A 17,834-nucleotide genomic window follows, 5' to 3' on the forward strand; every position below is an offset into this window, starting at 1 on the left:
CTAATCTCCTTTACTACTAATCTTTAACACCTTTTGCCCCCTGATATCTACGGATTGCTCCGCACTTTGTGCTCCCGCAATCCTAAAAACATTCGAAATCCGCCCTGCTCGGGCTGCTTTCTCATGTTTTGCGGGTCCCAAAGTCATGCTTTTTCATGCAAGCATGAAACGCATGACCTTTTGACTCTGGTATCATTTTATTATAAAGGACGTATAAGAGAAACACAATCAATAGAAGCAAGAAAGTGGACAAAATGGCAGTAAAATGTTAAAATATAAATAGAATGAAGGGTATATAAAGTCAAAAATCCTGCAGCAAGCTGACGGGATATTTGACCCTCGCGGCAGTCGCCAAATGGAAATGCAAGCATTTCTGCTTGGCTCGTTGCTCGCGGAAATAAAAAATAATAGGAGGAGTTTAAGATGAAAATTGCGATTGGCTGTGACCCAAATGCACAGAAAGCAAAAGAAGAACTGATAAAATTTATGGAAAGCAAAGGATATGGTGAGATCACAGATTTTGGAAGTGACGATCCAATTTATGCGAATGTGGCAGTTGACGTTGCAGAGGCAGTGGCAGCTAAGAAATATGACCGTGGGGTTTTGATCTGCGGTACAGGTATTGGGGTGTCTATATCGGCAAATAAGGTAAAAGGGGCATATGCGGCACTGATTTCTGATATATATTCAGCAAAAAGAGCAAGGCTCAGCAATGATGCAAATATTGCATGTTTTGGAGCATTTACTACAGGCAATAAGCTGAGAGAAGAACTGATAGATGCATTTTTGACCAATGAATTTGAAGAGGGATGTGCTTCACAGCCTAAGGTAGATGCATTTATAGAATATGATAATAAGAGGTAGTATAAAAGCTGAATTATAAAAAGCGGGTATTCTCTGGCTTTGGAACTGGGAATATACCTGATTTTTATATAATAGGAAACGAAGTTTCCTATTATATAAAAATCCTCCGGGGGCTGGGCACTGTGCGCAAGAGGAAATAGGACGCTAAAGCGACCGCGCTCCGGCATGAGAGTCTGACAAGCCCGACTCTTTTTTCTATGAGTTTTGCAAAACAATAAAATTGACTATATAGAAGCAGGCACTTCGGGGTTATTGTTCGCGAAGTTCTGCAAAAGGACCAGCGGCTGATAGCTGCTGGTATTTTTAATTTTAATTCCTTTTTTTGCCGATGTTTCAGAAACGAAGTATTCATCACCGGTAATATCACCATAGTGGACAAGTTCAGGAGCTTCGCATTCGAAGCCACCGAAAGTTCCATGGCCCTGAACAACAATTGCACAGTAGCAGGCCTGATCGGTCAGCGTGTATGTCTGTCCTGGCATAATGGTCACTTCTTTTGCGGCAACCCATTCATTTGCATAGGCAACCCACTTTTCAATGGCTTCTGTTGTCTCGGATTTTACTTTCGGGACACGGAAATAAGTTTCTTTGTAGTCGGGTCTCGTGCTTTCTTCCCAGTCTATCTGGTTGAAGATTGCCTCTAGATTGTCTCTCTCATCCTCAGGAGCGCAATCTGTTAACATATGGTGGGGGTTTACTTCACCCATTGTAACATTTTCCATAATGGTGTTGACATCACTATTCCATTGCGGCTCAAAGGTAACCAGAGAAGCGGGTGCATGGATGACCCCGGCAGGTGTATACCAGCCGGTTCCAAGCTGAATACGATAGGCACGGGACAGTTCCGTAATCCGTGTGTCTTTTAAATCATAATTCTTTAGACAGTCCATAACCTGCTCTTTTGTTGTGGAAGGATCAAATCCAAAATATGTAAGCGGAAATCTTCCAAGATATGCGCTGTTATATTGGATAGGAAAATAGTAGGCTTCCGGTTTCCCGTGCATACCAATTTTATTTGCCATTTCTTCTGTCAGATGTAGATGGTGAAAGAGAGGCTTATCATAATCGTATAATTTGGCAAATGTCGGCCATGTTCCGTAATTTTCCATCAGCTGTTCGCCAATTAAATCAGACCCAAGCTCATCTACATAGTCTTTAAATAGACGTGTGCTTTTAACGGCAGCGTCTTCGAGAACATAACTCATGCCTTCCGTCTTCCCGGTTTTGGGCCCATTGAGAGCCTTTGCCAGGGAACCAAGCCATCTTTCGCAAATGCCGCCCCGCTCCATCCCTAATGCAAAATAGTCATCTGGATGAAGACGGAGACGCTTTCCGGGCTCATTGAAGCCACGCGGAACCCATGTTGGCATCAAATGAAGGACACCTTTGCCTCGCTCAAATACTTTTCGTACATTACTCATAATTGAAAACCTCCTTTAATGAATGATATGATACCAGGGTCAAAAGGTCATGCGTTTCATGCTTGCATGAAAAAGCATGACTTTGGGACCCTGGTATTATGACATTATGAAAAAATATTTCATATAAATATTGATAGATTTGATTTTTATATATAATATCACAATATAATAAAAAAATAAATACTTAAATTTATAAAAATTAGATAATTATATAAAAAATTTTTTCATAAAATATTGACAATAACTTTCCTGTGGGATAATATACGGATATAGAAAAGAAACAGAAACTTATCAATTGTGAGAAACCAGGAGGAAAGACATATGTTACTTAATATGAAGGATTTATTAGCAATAGCCAACCAGCATAACTTTGCGGTGCCCGCATTTAATATTGGTACCGGTCAGATATTAAATGGTGTCATGGATAAATGTGAAAAACTAAAGGCACCGGTAATTCTTGCAATCCATCCATCAGAACTTGAGTTCCAGGGGGACAGCTTTCTTAAGATGTGCATAGACAGGGCTGCAAGGTCATTGCTTCCTGTTTGCATTCATCTGGACCACAGTGAATGGGGACCCATTGTAAGAGCAATCAGAGCCGGGTTCACTTCCGTTATGATTGATGCATCCTCCCTGCCTTTTGAAGAAAATATTGCAATTACGAAAAGGGTGTGCGAGCTGGCTCATCCATTAGGAGTTTCTGTTGAGGGGGAGCTTGGGACAATCGGGACTACGGACGGGGACACAGAAGGGGGAACCGATGATATTATTTATACAAAACCAGAGGATGCGGTACGCTTTGTTGAAGAAACGGGATGTGATACACTTGCTGTTGCAATAGGAACCGCACATGGAATTTATCCGGCGGGCATGAAACCGGAATTGAAACAGGAACTGTTATCTGAAATCAAAAGCAAAGTATCTGTTCCGCTGGTACTTCATGGAGGTTCCGGAAATAAAGATTCGGAAATTGCAGAGGCGGTAAAACGTGGTATTAACAAGATTAACATTTCCTCTGACATTAAAGATGCGTTTTATCAGGAATTGAGAAAAACACTGCAGGATCCAAGAATCAGAGAACCTTTTGATCTGTACCCAGCTAGTGTAAAAGCGATGGGGGAAGTTGTAGAGCATAAAGTAAAGCTATTTAATGATGATGACAAAGTGAAACATTACTCACTAAATGAAATGTTATGATACCAGGGTCAAAAGGTCGTGCGTTTCATGCTTGCATGAAAAAGCATGACTTTGGGACCCGAAAAACATGAGAAAGTAGCCCGAATAGGGCGAATTTCGAATGTTTTTAGGATTGCGAGAGCGCAAAGTGCGGAGCAATCCGTAGGTATCAGGGGGCAAAATACCTTTTGACCCCTACATCATTGTTATAATACTATAGAAAAAATCGCTGCTGGATGAGAAAGGAAGACAATTTGATGACTGAACGAAGTGACACAGTACTTGAAAGCATAAAGAGTAATTTTAAAAGTTTGTTTTCGGCTGAGAAAAAAGCGGCGGAATATATACTAAATAATCCGGAAGAAGCGATTATGTTAAATATTTCCGAGCTTGCTCAAAAAAGTGGGAGCAGTGAAGCCACGGTGGTGAGAATGTGCAAGCACGTAGGCTATCAGGGGTATTATCAAATGCGTCTTCTGATGTCTAACGACTTAGGCAAAAGCAGTGTTTCCTATGATGAAAATGAAATGTTAGATTCATCTCAGCGGTTATTTGAGTATAGTGCTGCCAGAGTTGCAGAACTGAAAGAGTCCATAGACATTAGATTACTGATAAAAGTAATAGGAATTGTCAAAAAGAGCAGGATGGTATTCGTTGTAGCAACAGGAAATACAACTCCCATTGCACTGGATCTTGGATTCCGCCTGGAAAGATTCGGGATTCCATGCTCTTACTCCATGATACCGGAACATTTTTTGAATCATGTGAGTCTCGGAACCTGTGACGATACGATTATTGCGATTTCCAGATCCGGCGCTTCAAAGCAGGTTCTGCAGGCAATTGAGCTTGCGAAAAAGAAAAATATGCATACCGTTGTGATTTCGGCGGAGAGACACACTCAATTATCTGAATATGCAGACTGCATCATTCAGGTTGTAGAAAAAAAACCAAAAGCATCTGTTCTCCAGCCGGATTCACATCTTCTGGAAATTGCAATCAGTGATGCGCTTTTATATATCCTTCAACATTATGACACCTTTGAGGAAAATACGGAGAATGAAAAGAAAGATGAACCATATGATGATGTTGAATTACTACTGAGTGAATATAAATTATAAGACCGGAGGAGAGAGATGGCTTATCGGGATAAATATTTAGAGTATCTTCTCGAGGTGCCTGGAATAATTGACAGGTGCCGTGAAACGGACAGCAGGTTAGTATTCGCTTATACCAGCAATCTCGATGCCATTATAAAATGGGAGGCAGGCGGCTTTAACAAATTGTTGGAACAGCATTTGGAAGAGGAACCCTCCTTTGTGGAAGAAGAAACCATAGATAATATGGAGGATTTCGCGAGAATCGTCTGTTACTATGCAATTCATGGGTATGGCGGAGAAGTGGAAATTACAAATGGAGAAGTGATTGAAAAGTTAAAAGATTATTTTGAAATCCAATATGGGCTGGGCGGCACGTGTGCTCAGGGGGCGGCAGCACTTGGAGCCATGGGTGTACCGGCTCTGATACATATTACAGATCAGTCAGAAGAAGTAATAAAATGGATGACATATGAGGGACTGGAATCGACAAAGAATGAAAAAAGAGTACCTCTCAGAAACTGTGTATCAAATGAGGAGTCACTGATTCATTTAGTTATGCAGTACCCGAAAGGCGATATTCTTAAGGTGAGAGGAAAAGAATATGAAGTTGTACTGTCTAACCGGCTGATTATGGATTATGACCAGGTGCACAAAGTGATGCCTGTACGTGAAGAGTTCTTGAAATATTTGGAGAAGAACGCAGAAAGCATGTTTTCTTATAACATTTCAGGATTCAATGCTATTGTGAATGTGGATGTCTTAAAGGAAAGGCTGGAACAGCTTGAGAGACATTACCGGATATTGAAAGCCAGGAACCCTGACTTAAAGATATATTTTGAAAGCGCACATTATATTAGTGCCAGAATTAGAGATTATCTATATTCCGTACTATCTGGTTATATAGATGTCATGGGAATGAACGAGGAGGAACTTGTTGACCTGGCAAAGAAAAAGGAATATGAGCTGGATAAAAACGACATCGAATCGGTACTATCTGCTCTTGACTACCTTCTGGAACTTTATCCGGTAAAGGGAATTGTAATGCACAGTAAGGACTATGCCCTGTATTATGGGGCACAGATGGAGGAAATTGATTTGGAAATGGGACTTACTATGGGGAACTTGATGTCTGCGACAAGAGCGAGAATCGGGCACTATGGTACACAGGCAGAGTGCAGGGAAACATTGGGGGTAAACTTAAGCCCGGCAGGACTGGAGTTTGCAGAGGAGATTAGTAAGATGAAGCCTAAACACACCGCAATACTGGTTCCCTCCCGCTATATGGAAAAACCGAAGTATACCATAGGATTGGGAGATACATTTGTGGCAGGGATGCAGATGTGCTTTGTTAAATAACTTTTTATGTCATTGTATGAAAAAACAGAAAAGTGAGGTGAGACATTTGACATATAAAGCGGACGAACAAGAGAAATATGTGTTGGAATGTCATGGGATTTCTAAAGCATTTGGCGGTACTCAGGCGCTGTGTAATGTGGAACTTCTTGTCAGACAGGGCGAGGTGCATGCCCTTCTTGGAGAGAATGGGGCTGGAAAGTCTACATTAATGAAATGTATTATTGGGCTGCATCAGCAGGATAAAGGAGAGATTCTATTTGAAGGGAAACCCTATTCGGCGAAAGGGCCTACAGAAGCACTGAATGCAGGCATTTCCATGATTCATCAGGAACTCAACCCAGAGCCGCATTTGACGATTGCGGAGAGTATTTTTCTGAAACGGGAAAATACAAAGGGAATTCTTCTCGATAAAAGGGCGCAGAATAAACGCGCGGATGAAATTTTAAAAAAATTTAATTTTCCATATAATTCAAAGACCTTAATGAAGGAATTGACCCTGGCACAGATGCAGATGGTAGAGATTATTAAGGCCGTGTCCTATAACTCAAGACTGATTATTATGGATGAACCAACATCTTCGCTGGATAGTGAAGAGACAGCACATTTGTTCAGTATTATCAGGGAACTGAAAGAAAAGGGTGTGGCGATTATCTATATCTCGCACCGTATGGAAGAAATTTTTGAAATTTGTGATTATGTATCTGTATTTCGTGATGGTACCTATGTAGGGGCACGATCCATGGAAGCTGCGGACAGAGATGGATTAATTTCAATGATGGTTGGCCGAAAAGTAGAAAATGTGTTTCCGAAGGTAGAATGTGAAATTGGAGAAGTTGTATTTAAAGTAGAAGGGCTTAGTGGAAAGGGCTTTGATGATATCAGCTTTGAGGTGAGAAAAGGAGAGATCCTCGGAATTTCAGGCCTGGTTGGCTCCGGGCGAAGCGAGACAATGAGAGCGATTTTTGGTATGGATCCTATTACTGAAGGAAAGCTGTACCTGGAAGGCAGAGAAATTAAGATAAAAAAGCCAGGCCAGGCAATTAAGCAGGGAATATGCATGGTAAATGAGGACAGAAAAAACTTTGGTCTTGCCCTTCACCGTTCAATCAGAGAAAATATAGCACTCCCAACATTGCCCATCATGCAGAAAGGTATGTTGCTGAATAAGAAGAAAGAGGAGAAAAATTGTCTAAATATGGGTAATTTACTTAAACTAAAGGCAGCCAGTATTGAACATGATGCCTTCTCCCTCAGCGGCGGCAATCAGCAGAAAACTGTTTTGGCAAAATGGCTCCTTGCAAATCCAAAGGTTTTGATTTTGGATGAGCCCACACGAGGTGTGGATGTAGGAGCCAAATCTGAGATCCATAATTTGATGTGTCAATTTGCTGCAAAAGGATTGGCGGTTATCATGATCTCCTCTGAATTGCCGGAAATTATGGGAATGAGTGACAGGATACTTGTTTATCATGAAGGCAAGATCAGGGGAGAGGTTCTTAGAGAAGAGATTCTAAGCGGAGAAACAGATCAAGAGAAAATTCTAGCAAAAGCATTTGGCGGGATGTAGGAGGATGTGTCATGGCAAAGGAGAAGGAAAAGATTTTGGGAATGGATGGCGATAAGTTCCGCATGTTTATGGGCAAATACGGAATTGGAGTAATCTTAGTGCTGATGATGGTATTTATTTCTTTTATGGAGCCGTCGTTTAGAAGTGCAAGTAATATGATTAATGTTGCGACACAGGTATCTATCAATGCGATGATTGCATATGGTATGTGTCTTGCGATTACAACAGAAGGTATAGATCTTTCTGTAGGTGCCCAGCTTGCACTTGTAAGCTGCATTCTGGGCCAGTTGATTTCTAATAAAGGCTGGAGCATTCCACTGGCAATTCTGGCTGCAGTACTGGTTTCTACTCTATGGGGAGTCATAAATGGGCTTTTAATTTCGAAATTTAATATGTTTCCTTTTGTTGTAACCTTGTCAACGCAGTTGATTATCCGGGGGCTTGCACAGCTTATCAGCGGCGGACAGGCAATTCCAATTACGGATGCCGCCTTTAAAAGGATTTATTCTACAAAAATAGCAGCGGTTCCTTTTCCAATTCTGGTGTTGATACTGGTGACTGTTTTGATGTATCTGCTGCTTCACTGGACAAAATTGGGAAGATACATATTTGCAGTGGGTGACAATATGAATGCAGCCATTGCTTCAGGTGTCAGTGTTATAAAGACAAAAACTGCAGTTTATGCTATTTCTGGTTTCCTGGCCGGCATTGCAGGGGTTATCTTTACAGCAAAGACTGCTTCTGCTCAATCTAATATCGGCATAGGTTATGAAACAGACGCAGTTGCCGCCTGTGTACTTGGCGGAACCTCATTTGCGGGGGGAGTTGCCACTATCCCTGGCGTACTGATGGGTATTTTTATTATTGGATTTATTTATAATGGTATGAACCTGATAGGCATTGATTCATACTATCAATCCATGACGAAGGGCGCTGTTATTATAGGAGCGGTACTCCTTGACATGGTCATGAATAAAAAGACAAATTAAGGGGTTGTCCAGACTACGGATAATTTTGAGGGTAAGAGTGAAACCCTCGGATTATAAATTAATTCCAAATGGAGGAGAAGTATATGAAAAGAAAAATGTTGAGTGTGTTACTTTGTGCGGCGCTAGTAGTTGTAATGGCTACAGGGTGTGGCGGAAGTGACAAGAAGGAAGAAGGCGGAAAAAGCAGCAAAGGTGAGACTTCAGAAGTTGTGGGGGATGTGAATGGAGATGGGAAAATTATGTGCGGATACATCTCTAAAAACATTGTTGACCCATTCCATGCACCGATTAATGATTATGCAAAAAAAACATTTGATGCCTTGAAAAAAGACGGGACAATTGATGACTGGACAGGGATCCTGGACGGGGAGACCGATGCAAACAAGCAGATTGACCGTGCCGACGAATGCATTGCAAAAAACTGTGATTATGTAATTATTTTACCGGCAGAGGCAAGTTCTTCGGATGCTGCTGTTACAAAGCTGACTGATGCCGGTATCAAGGTTATTGTTGTCAATTCAAAGACAGACAGTACAGACGATGTAGCGATGGCCTATGTCGGACCTGATGACGTGAAAGCAGGTGAAATGCTGGCTCAATGGGTTATTGATAATGTGTCGGATGGAGGCAAATATGCACATTGTCAGGGTGTTATTGGAAATTCAGCTCAAATCCAGCGTGGAGAAGGTATCGAAAATCTGATGAAGGATAATGATAAGTTTGAATCTGTTGGAGATTTCCCGTGTGAATGGCAAGCGGATAAAGCGGCTAATGTAGCAACGGATATGATGAATCAGTATGGAGACGATTTGAAGGCGATTATTTGTGACAATGATGATATGTCCTCTGCGGCTCAGAAAGCTTGTAACGATGCAGGAAGGTCTGATATTGTCTGCGTCGGGGTGGATGGAAACGAGAATCCATTGCAAATGGTTAAGGACGGGGAGATGGGTGCAACAGTTCTCCAGGATGGCCCTGCTCAGGTTGAAGGTGCTATCGACTTAATCAAGAAAGCGCTTAAAGGTGAAGAGACAGAAAAAGAGGTTATGATACCTTTCGTTTTGATTACAAAGGATAATGTCGATGAATACTTGAAATAATTAGCTGATAAGCGGTAGAATATAGAAAATCGGGATAGAGTGAGGAGCAGCGTGGCATTGCGGGTGCCCAACTGTTTACTGTAAAGTGAAGGAGCTGTTGCACTAGTTGATTAAAATTAACTGGCGCTCAGCTTCTTTTCTATAGAACTTTAGCTGATTGAGCATAAGCGAGTTTCCGCGTGGAAACTCAAGTACACCTTGTATTGCGTATGAAATCAATAACTATTATAATATATAGATACCAGGGTCAAAAGGTCATGCGTTTCATGCTTGCATGAAAAAGCATGACTTTGGGACCCGCAAAACATGAGAAAGAAGCCCGAGTAGGGCGGATTTCGAATGTTTTTAGGATTGCGGGAGCACAAAGTGCGGAGCAATCCGTAGGTATCAGGGGGCAAAATACCTTTTGACCCCTACATCATATATAAAGATTAAAGTGGAACAGGTTTTTTACGAACAGATATTGTCGAATAGAGGGTGCAGAAGAATGAAGGAGAAAAGATGGCGCGTTTTGATTGTTGATGATGAGCTTAGAATAGGTATGCTAATCAAAAAGTTAATCAAATGGAATGAATTAGATATGGAATGTATAGATGTGATGGATAACGGTGAAACAGCATTGCATGTTATAAAAGAAGAGATACCCGATATTGTCATCACAGATATCCGTATGCCCAAGATCAACGGACTTGATCTAATCTGTATGACAAGAGATATTAGCGAGAAGGTTAAGTTTATTGTGGTCAGTGGCTATAAGGAATTTGAATACGCGCATCGTGCACTTCAGTATGGTGTAGATGATTACCTACTGAAACCAATTAATGAAAATGAACTTAATACAGTACTGAAGAAAATTTATGATGAGTTGGATATGTTGGAAAACAAATCAATAGAAAAAAGAGAAATGCAGAAAAAGGTGTCCGAAAGTAAACAAATTATAAAACGTGATTTTCTGAAAAATATTATTGAGCAAGATGAGGACTTGGAGTTAGAAAATGCAGGGATTCCTTTGACCGGAGACATTTACAGAGGAATTGATATTAAGTTGGATTATGTAGATTATAATAAAAGTGATAAAAAACAGGATAGATTGACAGTAGAAAGAGTGATTGCAATTGTAGAGAAAATCCTGAAAGGTGTGACAGAAGAGGTGCTGATTTGTGAAAAGGAGAATCTTCACCTTTATTGCCTTTTTAACTATAACTATAGTCAGAGAAAACTGGTAAAGAATAGCATTAATGATATATTGTCCGAGATTAAAGAATATCTGATCGGGTTTGAACTATATGAAGTGACCATAGGCGTTGGAAGAGAAAAAACAGAATTTGGAGAAATCCGTTTTTCTATGAAGGAGTCCTGGCGTGCAGTGGAAAACCGCATAAAAGCAGGAACTGGAAGGCTGATATATACAGGATTGAAAACGGGAGATAATGGTGAACAGGGGAAGGATTGTGTGGAAAAGTACCGTGAGAACTTTTGGTCAAGTATAGAGTCTTACTCACGAGAAAACCTTGAACAGTGTATTAATCAAATATACAGTAATTTTATGCTGTGCGATGATATGGACTTTTCTATGTGCTATAGGGTAGCAGATGAATTGATAGAGATGTTTTTTGAACGCATCGATATGCATCAGGAAGAATTACGGCAGGTCAGAAGGAGGCTTCAGGGAAACTGCCAACATTGTTATTCTATTCCCCAACTCAAAAATCTTTTAAAAATAGAACTAGGAAACTATTTAGATATGAGCCGTGAGGCCATTGAGGCGGAATCGGCAAAACCTGTCCGACAGGCCAGGCAGTACATAAATCAACATTATGGCGAGAAGATTGTGCTGGAGGATATTGCGGACATTGTGGGACTTAATCCCGTATATTTTAGTGTACTTTTTAAAAAGGAGACAGGGATTAATTTTAGCGCATATCTTGTAAATGTGCGTCTGGAAAAAGCAAAAGAAATGCTTTGCAGTACAAATGAGACTATTGCTGCTGTAGGTGAGAGCGTAGGATATAGGGATTCTCGGTATTTCAGCCAGATTTTTACTAAGACAGTGGGGGTAAAGCCGGTTTTATACCGCAAACTGCATTCTTAGGAGGGAATATGAATCTGATTAAAAAATTGAGAACTGTAATTATATGTGAAATTGTATTTGCAGTATTATTGTTTGGAGCAGCAGAAAAAAATATAGGTTTTCGGCCATTTTTACTTTTGCTGGGATTGATCCAACTGAGTGTTGTAATATATCTAATTCTTGCTGTTGCAGTACCTATTCAAAAGTTTGCGGAAAGTTTGGAATTCCTGACCAAAGAGGAAAATACAGAAGAAGAACTAAATAAAATTATAGAGAATATACCATATATGAAACAAGTGAAATATCTTGTGGACAAATTTGCATCTCAAAGAACAAGACAAAACTCGGCTAAAGTTTTTGATAAACAGACAGAACTTACAGCACTGCAGAGTCAAATTAACCCGCATTTTCTTTACAATACGCTGGAAACCATACGTGGGCAGGCGTTGATGGATGATAATTATGAAATAGCAAAGATGGTGGAAGCACTGGGAGCTTTTTTTCGTTATAGCATAAGTCAAAAGGGAAATCTTGTTACCTTAAGAGATGAACTGGCGAATATTAATAATTATATGTTGATCCAGAGATATAGATTCAATAATCGATTTTCACTGGAAGTCATTATTGATGAAGAAGATGAGGCTGCGTACGATTTTCTGATTCCAAGACTTATTATACAGCCAGTAATAGAAAATGCAATTTTTCATGGGCTGGAGGAAAAGCTGGAGGGTGGAAAGGTAACGATTGAAGTGATTGTTACAGACAGTAATCTAATTATTACAATTTCAGATAACGGAAAAGGAATCAGTGGCCATGAATTAAAAATGCTGAATGAAAGGATTCAGTCACCGGATATGCAGCTTGAGGAGGGAAACTCCAATAAACAGAGAAATACAGGGATTGCACTTCCGAATATTCACAAGAGAATTCAACTTCTGTTTGGGGAGGAATATGGAGTAAATGTATATAGTACGGCAGGGATGGGGACAGATGTGGAGATTACTATTCCGACTGCTTACGAGAGGAGTGTGAATTGGCAAGATGAAAAAGGAAATGTTAAGAGTTAATAATTTAAATTTCAGCGCCCCAGCCAAAAAGCTGGAAAATGTTTCTTTTTGCATTATGGAAGGCGAAATAGTTGGCTTTTGTGGGCTAACGTATTCTGGAAAAGACTTGCTGGTCAGACTATTGAGTGGAGATATTCAGGAGAATATAGGAAAATACCATGTTTATTTACATGGAAGAAGAGTCACTGATAATACGATATTGAAAAAGAAGGTGTATCACATCAAAGCTTCCAACTATGTTATTGATAACTGGACTGTGGCAGAGTATATAGGACTGGTGGGCAGCCACTGGATACAAATGATGTGGAATAAGCGAATTTTGCAGGAAGAGGCAGCTGAGTTTTTTGAAAAATCTGGAATCCCATTTGATGTATCCCGGCGGATACGGGAACTTACAGAAATAGAAAAAAGAATCGTTGACCTTATAAAGGCTTGCAGGCATAACGCAAAAGTAATAATTATTGAAGATGAATTTGAAGGAATGAGCCCAGGGTCTATCAGAGAATTTGGAAAGATAATGAAAAAGGTGGTTACGGGGAAAATGGCAGTCATTGTAAATAGCTATTCGGAGACTGTTTTATCAATTTTGTCAGAAAAATATATTATTTTCAAAAAAGAGCGTATTGTAAAAAAGTGCAAAAAGGAATATATAGAAAGCAGCTCACACCTGGAAAAGTTTCTTCTTGAATCTGGGATTAACTTCAAAAAGAAAAGTCTGGACAGTTACACCCCTGGGCAGATTGAAAATAAAAATCCGATATATGAAATTAGAAGTCTGGAATTGAAGGGAGGAAGAAAAATTGATTTTACATTCAGTAGGGGAGAAGTGGTCACTTTTCTGACAGTGGACGGAAAAGAGAGAGAGCGGCTTTTCAGAATTTTTTCGGGAAGAGAACTTGGGGGGAATACATACTGCCTTTTAGATTCAAAGAGGTATGAGAGAGCAGATTCTGGAGAATTTGTTCGCCGAAAGGTGGTGTCAGTAATGCATATGGGGAGCAAAGAAGAAGTGCTTGCAGGTATGTCTCCGGGAGAAAATCTGTTGCTTCCTTCAATTAGAAAAATCTCTTCCTTTGAATATATTATAGCTTCTGGCAAGATGAGAAAAATGATTAAGCAGAATATGAAAAATATACTGGTAAGGCCGGGAGCAGTGGTGAGAAACTTGGAGGTTAATGATTTGATAAGTATAACATTAGAGAGGTGGTATATTTATAACCCTAAAGTTCTTGTACTTTTTGAGCCATTTCAACAATGTGATGTTTATGGTGTGTCTATTGTTAAATCATATATCAAAAAGTTTGCAAGTAGGGGGGCTGTAATTATTATTATTAAGTCAAGAGGGGAATATATTGAAGATATATCAGATCAGATTATTAGCATTGAATGAAGTCTTAAAGTTTTCATACCTATTCTAAATTTCATCGCATTGGAATCAAAAGTTTCTCCATGTATAATAAAGATATCAAAAAACAAACAGATAAAAAAGGAGGAACAGCGTTATGAAAAAGAAAATTTTGGCATTGCTGTTGGCTGTGGGAATGGTGACTGCGTTAACAGTAGGATGTAATTCAGGTGAGGCTTCCAAAGGTTCAGGCAATTCTTCTGCAAAGTCTGAAACTACAGTGGCTAAAAAGGGAGAAGATCTGACGTTTGTTATTGTCCCGAAAACTGTACATGCATGGTTTGATGAAGTAAATAAGGGCGCACAGAAACAGGCAGATACTTTGTCTGGTCAGTTGGGTGTAAAAGTTAAGATTGATTACCGGGCACCACAGAAGGCAGATGTGGCAGAACAGAATTCAACTCTTGAGCAGGCAGCAGCGACAAAGCCGGATGGTATAGCATTAGATCCGGTGGACTATGAGGGAAGCAAAGCAGTAATTGAAGAAATTCAGGAGCAAGGAATACCGATAATCCTCTTTGACGCGCCATCGCCAGAAGGCAGTGGTCTTACAAGTGTTGGCAATGATTTTGCAGAACAGGCAACGGTTGCGGCAGACAAATTGGCTGAATTAATCGGAGAAAAGGGAAAAGTTGCAGTTATGCAGGGGGCTCCGTCAGCTCCGAACCATGCGGAAAGATATCAGGCACATTTGGATGCATTGGCAAAATATCCGGGTATTGAGGTTATTGAAGGCGGCATTGACAATGATAACGTGGAAGAGGCACAGTCTCAAGCGGCATCTGTGTTAGCAGCAAATCCTGACCTAAAAGGTTACTTAAATTGTGATGCCTGTGGTTCTGGTGTGGCAGCGGCAATTGAAGAAGCTGGAAAAAAAGATCAAGTTAAATTTGTAGCACAGGATAATCTCCTGGAAATCCTTGATTATGTTAAGAGTGGAACTATAGCAGCTACGTCTTCTACAATTCCTCAGATGCAGGGGTCTATGTCGGTATTAATGCTGTGGCAGTCTTCTATTGGGATCGATATTCCACAGACGATTGATACAGGTATCGCATATATTGACCAGGAAAATATCGACAAGTGGATTGAAATGGTAAGTGAATGACAATTAATAAGATGAAAAACGGGGGGCTTGTGACTGGATGCATCCAAGTCACAGGCCTTCTTTTTATCAAAAAGGAGCATGTCTATGAAGATGTTAGAGGCGCATAATATTACAAAATTATTTCCAGGTGTCGTGGCCCTGGATTCGGTAGATGTATCCTTTGAACCGAGCGAAATTCATTGTATTATAGGGGAAAACGGAGCCGGTAAAAGCACATTGATTAAATGTCTGACAGGTGTATATGAGCCGGAAGAAGGTGAAGTCCTTATAAATGGTGACGATGCAACAAAAAACAAAGCTCTGTTTGACAAAGTGGCTTATGTGCCGCAGGAAATAGACTTATTTGGCGATATGTCTGTAGCAGAAAATTTGTTTTTGCCGTATAAAAAATCAGGGATCAAAGGAATAGTAAATCAAAAAGAACTAGAAAAAAAAGCGGTTCCTTTATTAAAAAAGTTTAGAATTCCGGTAAAACCGGATGAACTGGTGAAAGACATATCTGTATCTTCTCAGCAACTGCTTCAAATTGCTAGAGCAACGGTACATAAAGAATATGAAATTTTAATGTTAGATGAGCCTACAACCAGTTTAACAACCAGTGATACACAGGTTTTATTTGAAATTATTAAAAGAGTTAAAGAGGAAAATAAAGCAGTTATTTTTATTTCCCATAAATTGGAAGAAATCTTTGCGTTGGGTGATGTTTTGACTGTATTTAGAAACGGGAAAAAAGTTGCATATGCAAAACTTGAAGAAATAGATATTCCCTGGGTAATTAAGAAGATGACCGGGCGGGAGCTGAACCAGAAACAGATATTTCGTTCTTCAAAGGTGTCGGATGAAGTACTGCTTGAAGTAAATAACCTGACTGGCGAAAGGTTTACAAATGTGAGTTTTACTCTGAAGAAAGGTGAAATTCTTGGGTTCTCAGGTTTGGTCGGTGCTGGGAGAAGTGAACTTATGCAGGCAATTTTTGGGTATTTGCCTATATATTCAGGTGAGGTGAAGCTGGACGGCGAACAATGGAAACTTGGAGATACAAATTTTTCTGTAAAACATGGATTGATTTATTTGCCTGAGGAAAGAAAGAAACAGGGAATTCTTCCGGTTCTTTCCATCAAGGAAAATATATCTGTATCTGTGCTGGATGAATTAAAGAATGGAATAAGCATTTCCAAAAAAAAGGAAAGTGATATTGCAAGGAAAGTCATTAATACTTATGATATAAAAACTCCTGATGCAGATAAAGCGATACAGTTTTTGAGCGGCGGAAATCAGCAGAAGGTTATAATCGGCCGTTCCATGTGCTGTGACCCCAAGGTCCTTGTGTTTGATGAACCCACAAAAGGGATTGATGTTGGAACAAAGGCTGAGATTTACCGTCTTATGAAAGAACTGGCTGAGGAAAAGGGCATTGGTATTATTCTAATTTCGTCGGAAATGGAAGAGATTAAAAAGTGTTCCAATCGAATTATTGCGTTATACGAAGGTAAAAAAGTGGGAGAGTATGATTCCCAAGAGGATAAGGAAGTAATCTTGAGTGCTATTATTGGCGTGAATTCTTAAATAAAGAGGAGACGTTTACTATGGGTAAAGAAAAAACGAATACAAACAACGCCTTTGTTAGTGCGTTGAAAAAAAGTAATATGACTGCTATAGGGGTTGTACTGCTATTAATGATTGTTATTGCAAGTATAGCTTCACCATACTTTTTGGATATATACAATCTTCAGTCGTTAATCAGGGACTTAGCCTTTATCGGCATGATTGGTATTGCGCAGTCTCTGCTGTTGCTAATCGGAGAATTGGACTTGTCTGTTGGAAAAATTGCGTCTTTGTGCGGCATTCTTGCAGGTATGATGATGGTCAATTATAGCATTAATCCGTGGCTTTCACTTGCAATTGCACTGTGTCTGGGAATTTTATTTGGATTTATTAATGGCATGATTATTACAAAGTTAAGGCTAAATTCTATGGTTGCAACCATTGGCATGCAGGGTGTCTACGGAGGTATTAATCTTGTACTTACGAAAGGGAAGGCTATAACAGGTATTCCGGAAGACATCTATATCTTAGGAAAAGGGAACCTCGGTCCCATTCCCTTTCCATTCATATTTTGTATAATAGTATTAATCTTTATTTTGTTTATGATTAAGAAAACAAAAACCGGACGCTATATTTATGCAATTGGAAATAGCAGGGAAGCTGCAAAAATTCTTGGAATCAAGGTGGACAAGATTAGAGTTATGATTTATTCGATTGTCGGCTTTATCTCCTCTTTAGCAGGCATCCTCTATGTTGCGAGGCTTGGTTCTTCTCAGTCAGCAATAGGTGAGAACTGGCCGATGAACTCCATTGCAGCTTCGGTTATTGGCGGGGTCTCTCTGACAGGTGGGATTGGAAATCCGGCAGGAGCTTTAATTGGCGCAGCAATTATCAGCATCATTCAAAATATGATTGTATTGTTTGGTGTAAATGTATACTGGCAGTCTGCCGTAAGTGGTATTGTTGTAGTTATTGCAATTTCATTTAGCTCCATTTCCGAAATTATGCAGGAAAGAAAACAGAGAAAGATTAAACTCGGTTAATTATTAATTAGTAGAAAGGAAAAGT

At 39.9% G+C, this 17,834-nt stretch carries 14 protein-coding genes; 13 read left to right on the top strand and 1 reads right to left on the bottom strand.

Features of this window, described 5'->3' with window-relative positions; all coding sequences use genetic code 11:
- The first annotated feature begins 423 nt into the window (after window positions 1-423).
- A complete protein-coding gene (locus EDD59_RS04675; protein ID WP_132379398.1) occupies window positions 424-864 on the top strand; it encodes an RpiB/LacA/LacB family sugar-phosphate isomerase in 441 nt (146 codons plus the stop codon).
- 224 nt (window positions 865-1,088) lie between these two features.
- Here EDD59_RS04675 and EDD59_RS04680 read toward each other — a convergent pair whose 3' ends face one another.
- Window positions 1,089-2,285: a cupin domain-containing protein gene (locus tag EDD59_RS04680; protein ID WP_132379400.1), complete on the bottom strand. Its 1,197-nt coding sequence runs from the start codon at window positions 2,283-2,285 to the stop codon at window positions 1,089-1,091.
- Between the two features lie 321 nt (window positions 2,286-2,606).
- On the opposite strand from EDD59_RS04680, the gene EDD59_RS04685 reads away from it, so the two are divergent.
- From EDD59_RS04685 to EDD59_RS04740, 12 genes are all read left to right on the top strand, one after another.
- Window positions 2,607-3,482 (top strand): ketose-bisphosphate aldolase, encoded by an 876-nt coding sequence (locus tag EDD59_RS04685; RefSeq protein WP_132379402.1) that lies wholly within the window; start codon window positions 2,607-2,609, stop codon window positions 3,480-3,482.
- 236 nt (window positions 3,483-3,718) lie between these two features.
- The gene (locus tag EDD59_RS04690; protein WP_165920860.1) at window positions 3,719-4,579 is read left to right on the top strand and encodes a MurR/RpiR family transcriptional regulator; all 861 of its coding nucleotides are present in this window, start codon (window positions 3,719-3,721) and stop codon (window positions 4,577-4,579) included.
- 15 nt (window positions 4,580-4,594) lie between these two features.
- Window positions 4,595-5,914 carry an ADP-dependent glucokinase/phosphofructokinase gene (locus EDD59_RS04695; protein WP_132379406.1) on the top strand — a complete coding sequence of 440 codons (1,320 nt, stop codon included), beginning with the start codon at window positions 4,595-4,597 and terminating at the stop codon, window positions 5,912-5,914.
- Window positions 5,915-5,930: 16 nt separating this feature from the next.
- Window positions 5,931-7,481 (top strand): sugar ABC transporter ATP-binding protein, encoded by a 1,551-nt coding sequence (locus EDD59_RS04700; RefSeq protein ID WP_132379408.1) that lies wholly within the window; start codon window positions 5,931-5,933, stop codon window positions 7,479-7,481.
- Between the two features lie 11 nt (window positions 7,482-7,492).
- Window positions 7,493-8,470 (top strand): ABC transporter permease, encoded by a 978-nt coding sequence (locus EDD59_RS04705; RefSeq protein WP_132379410.1) that lies wholly within the window; start codon window positions 7,493-7,495, stop codon window positions 8,468-8,470.
- Window positions 8,471-8,553: 83 nt separating this feature from the next.
- Entirely contained in the window at window positions 8,554-9,570 is a 1,017-nt protein-coding gene (locus EDD59_RS04710; protein ID WP_165920861.1) for a substrate-binding domain-containing protein, read from the top strand.
- Between the two features lie 487 nt (window positions 9,571-10,057).
- Window positions 10,058-11,662: a response regulator transcription factor gene (locus tag EDD59_RS04715; RefSeq protein WP_132379414.1), complete on the top strand. Its 1,605-nt coding sequence runs from the start codon at window positions 10,058-10,060 to the stop codon at window positions 11,660-11,662.
- A gap of 8 nt (window positions 11,663-11,670) precedes the next feature.
- The gene (locus EDD59_RS04720) at window positions 11,671-12,708 is read left to right on the top strand and encodes a sensor histidine kinase (RefSeq protein ID WP_132379416.1); all 1,038 of its coding nucleotides are present in this window, start codon (window positions 11,671-11,673) and stop codon (window positions 12,706-12,708) included.
- The gene (locus EDD59_RS04725; RefSeq protein ID WP_279233329.1) at window positions 12,695-14,098 is read left to right on the top strand and encodes an ATP-binding cassette domain-containing protein; all 1,404 of its coding nucleotides are present in this window, start codon (window positions 12,695-12,697) and stop codon (window positions 14,096-14,098) included. The genes EDD59_RS04720 and EDD59_RS04725 overlap by 14 nt, the downstream gene beginning before the upstream one ends.
- 112 nt (window positions 14,099-14,210) lie before the next feature.
- Window positions 14,211-15,221: a substrate-binding domain-containing protein gene (locus tag EDD59_RS04730; protein WP_132379420.1), complete on the top strand. Its 1,011-nt coding sequence runs from the start codon at window positions 14,211-14,213 to the stop codon at window positions 15,219-15,221.
- An 84-nt stretch (window positions 15,222-15,305) separates the two neighbouring features.
- Window positions 15,306-16,787, top strand: coding sequence for a sugar ABC transporter ATP-binding protein (locus EDD59_RS04735; RefSeq protein WP_132379422.1), 1,482 nt, complete (start codon window positions 15,306-15,308; stop codon window positions 16,785-16,787).
- Between the two features lie 20 nt (window positions 16,788-16,807).
- Window positions 16,808-17,809, top strand: coding sequence for an ABC transporter permease (locus EDD59_RS04740; protein WP_132379424.1), 1,002 nt, complete (start codon window positions 16,808-16,810; stop codon window positions 17,807-17,809).
- Window positions 17,810-17,834 lie beyond the last annotated feature (25 nt).

It is taken from the genome of Muricomes intestini (assembly GCF_004346165.1).
Taxonomy (GTDB): Bacteria; Bacillota; Clostridia; order Lachnospirales; family Lachnospiraceae; genus Muricomes; species Muricomes intestini.

Bases quoted from the DNA above. Each gene is read 5' to 3' on its own strand.
- EDD59_RS04675 (WP_132379398.1), top strand. From the start codon at position 424: ATGAAAATTGCGATTGGCTGTGACCCAAATGCACAGAAAGCAAAAGAA.
- EDD59_RS04680 (WP_132379400.1), bottom strand. From the start codon at position 2,285: ATGAGTAATGTACGAAAAGTATTTGAGCGAGGCAAAGGTGTCCTTCAT.
- EDD59_RS04685 (WP_132379402.1), top strand. From the start codon at position 2,607: ATGTTACTTAATATGAAGGATTTATTAGCAATAGCCAACCAGCATAAC.
- EDD59_RS04690 (WP_165920860.1), top strand. From the start codon at position 3,719: ATGACTGAACGAAGTGACACAGTACTTGAAAGCATAAAGAGTAATTTT.
- EDD59_RS04695 (WP_132379406.1), top strand. From the start codon at position 4,595: ATGGCTTATCGGGATAAATATTTAGAGTATCTTCTCGAGGTGCCTGGA.
- EDD59_RS04700 (WP_132379408.1), top strand. From the start codon at position 5,931: ATGAAAAAACAGAAAAGTGAGGTGAGACATTTGACATATAAAGCGGAC.
- EDD59_RS04705 (WP_132379410.1), top strand. From the start codon at position 7,493: ATGGCAAAGGAGAAGGAAAAGATTTTGGGAATGGATGGCGATAAGTTC.
- EDD59_RS04710 (WP_165920861.1), top strand. From the start codon at position 8,554: ATGAAAAGAAAAATGTTGAGTGTGTTACTTTGTGCGGCGCTAGTAGTT.
- EDD59_RS04715 (WP_132379414.1), top strand. From the start codon at position 10,058: ATGAAGGAGAAAAGATGGCGCGTTTTGATTGTTGATGATGAGCTTAGA.
- EDD59_RS04720 (WP_132379416.1), top strand. From the start codon at position 11,671: ATGAATCTGATTAAAAAATTGAGAACTGTAATTATATGTGAAATTGTA.
- EDD59_RS04725 (WP_279233329.1), top strand. From the start codon at position 12,695: ATGTTAAGAGTTAATAATTTAAATTTCAGCGCCCCAGCCAAAAAGCTG.
- EDD59_RS04730 (WP_132379420.1), top strand. From the start codon at position 14,211: ATGAAAAAGAAAATTTTGGCATTGCTGTTGGCTGTGGGAATGGTGACT.
- EDD59_RS04735 (WP_132379422.1), top strand. From the start codon at position 15,306: ATGAAGATGTTAGAGGCGCATAATATTACAAAATTATTTCCAGGTGTC.
- EDD59_RS04740 (WP_132379424.1), top strand. From the start codon at position 16,808: ATGGGTAAAGAAAAAACGAATACAAACAACGCCTTTGTTAGTGCGTTG.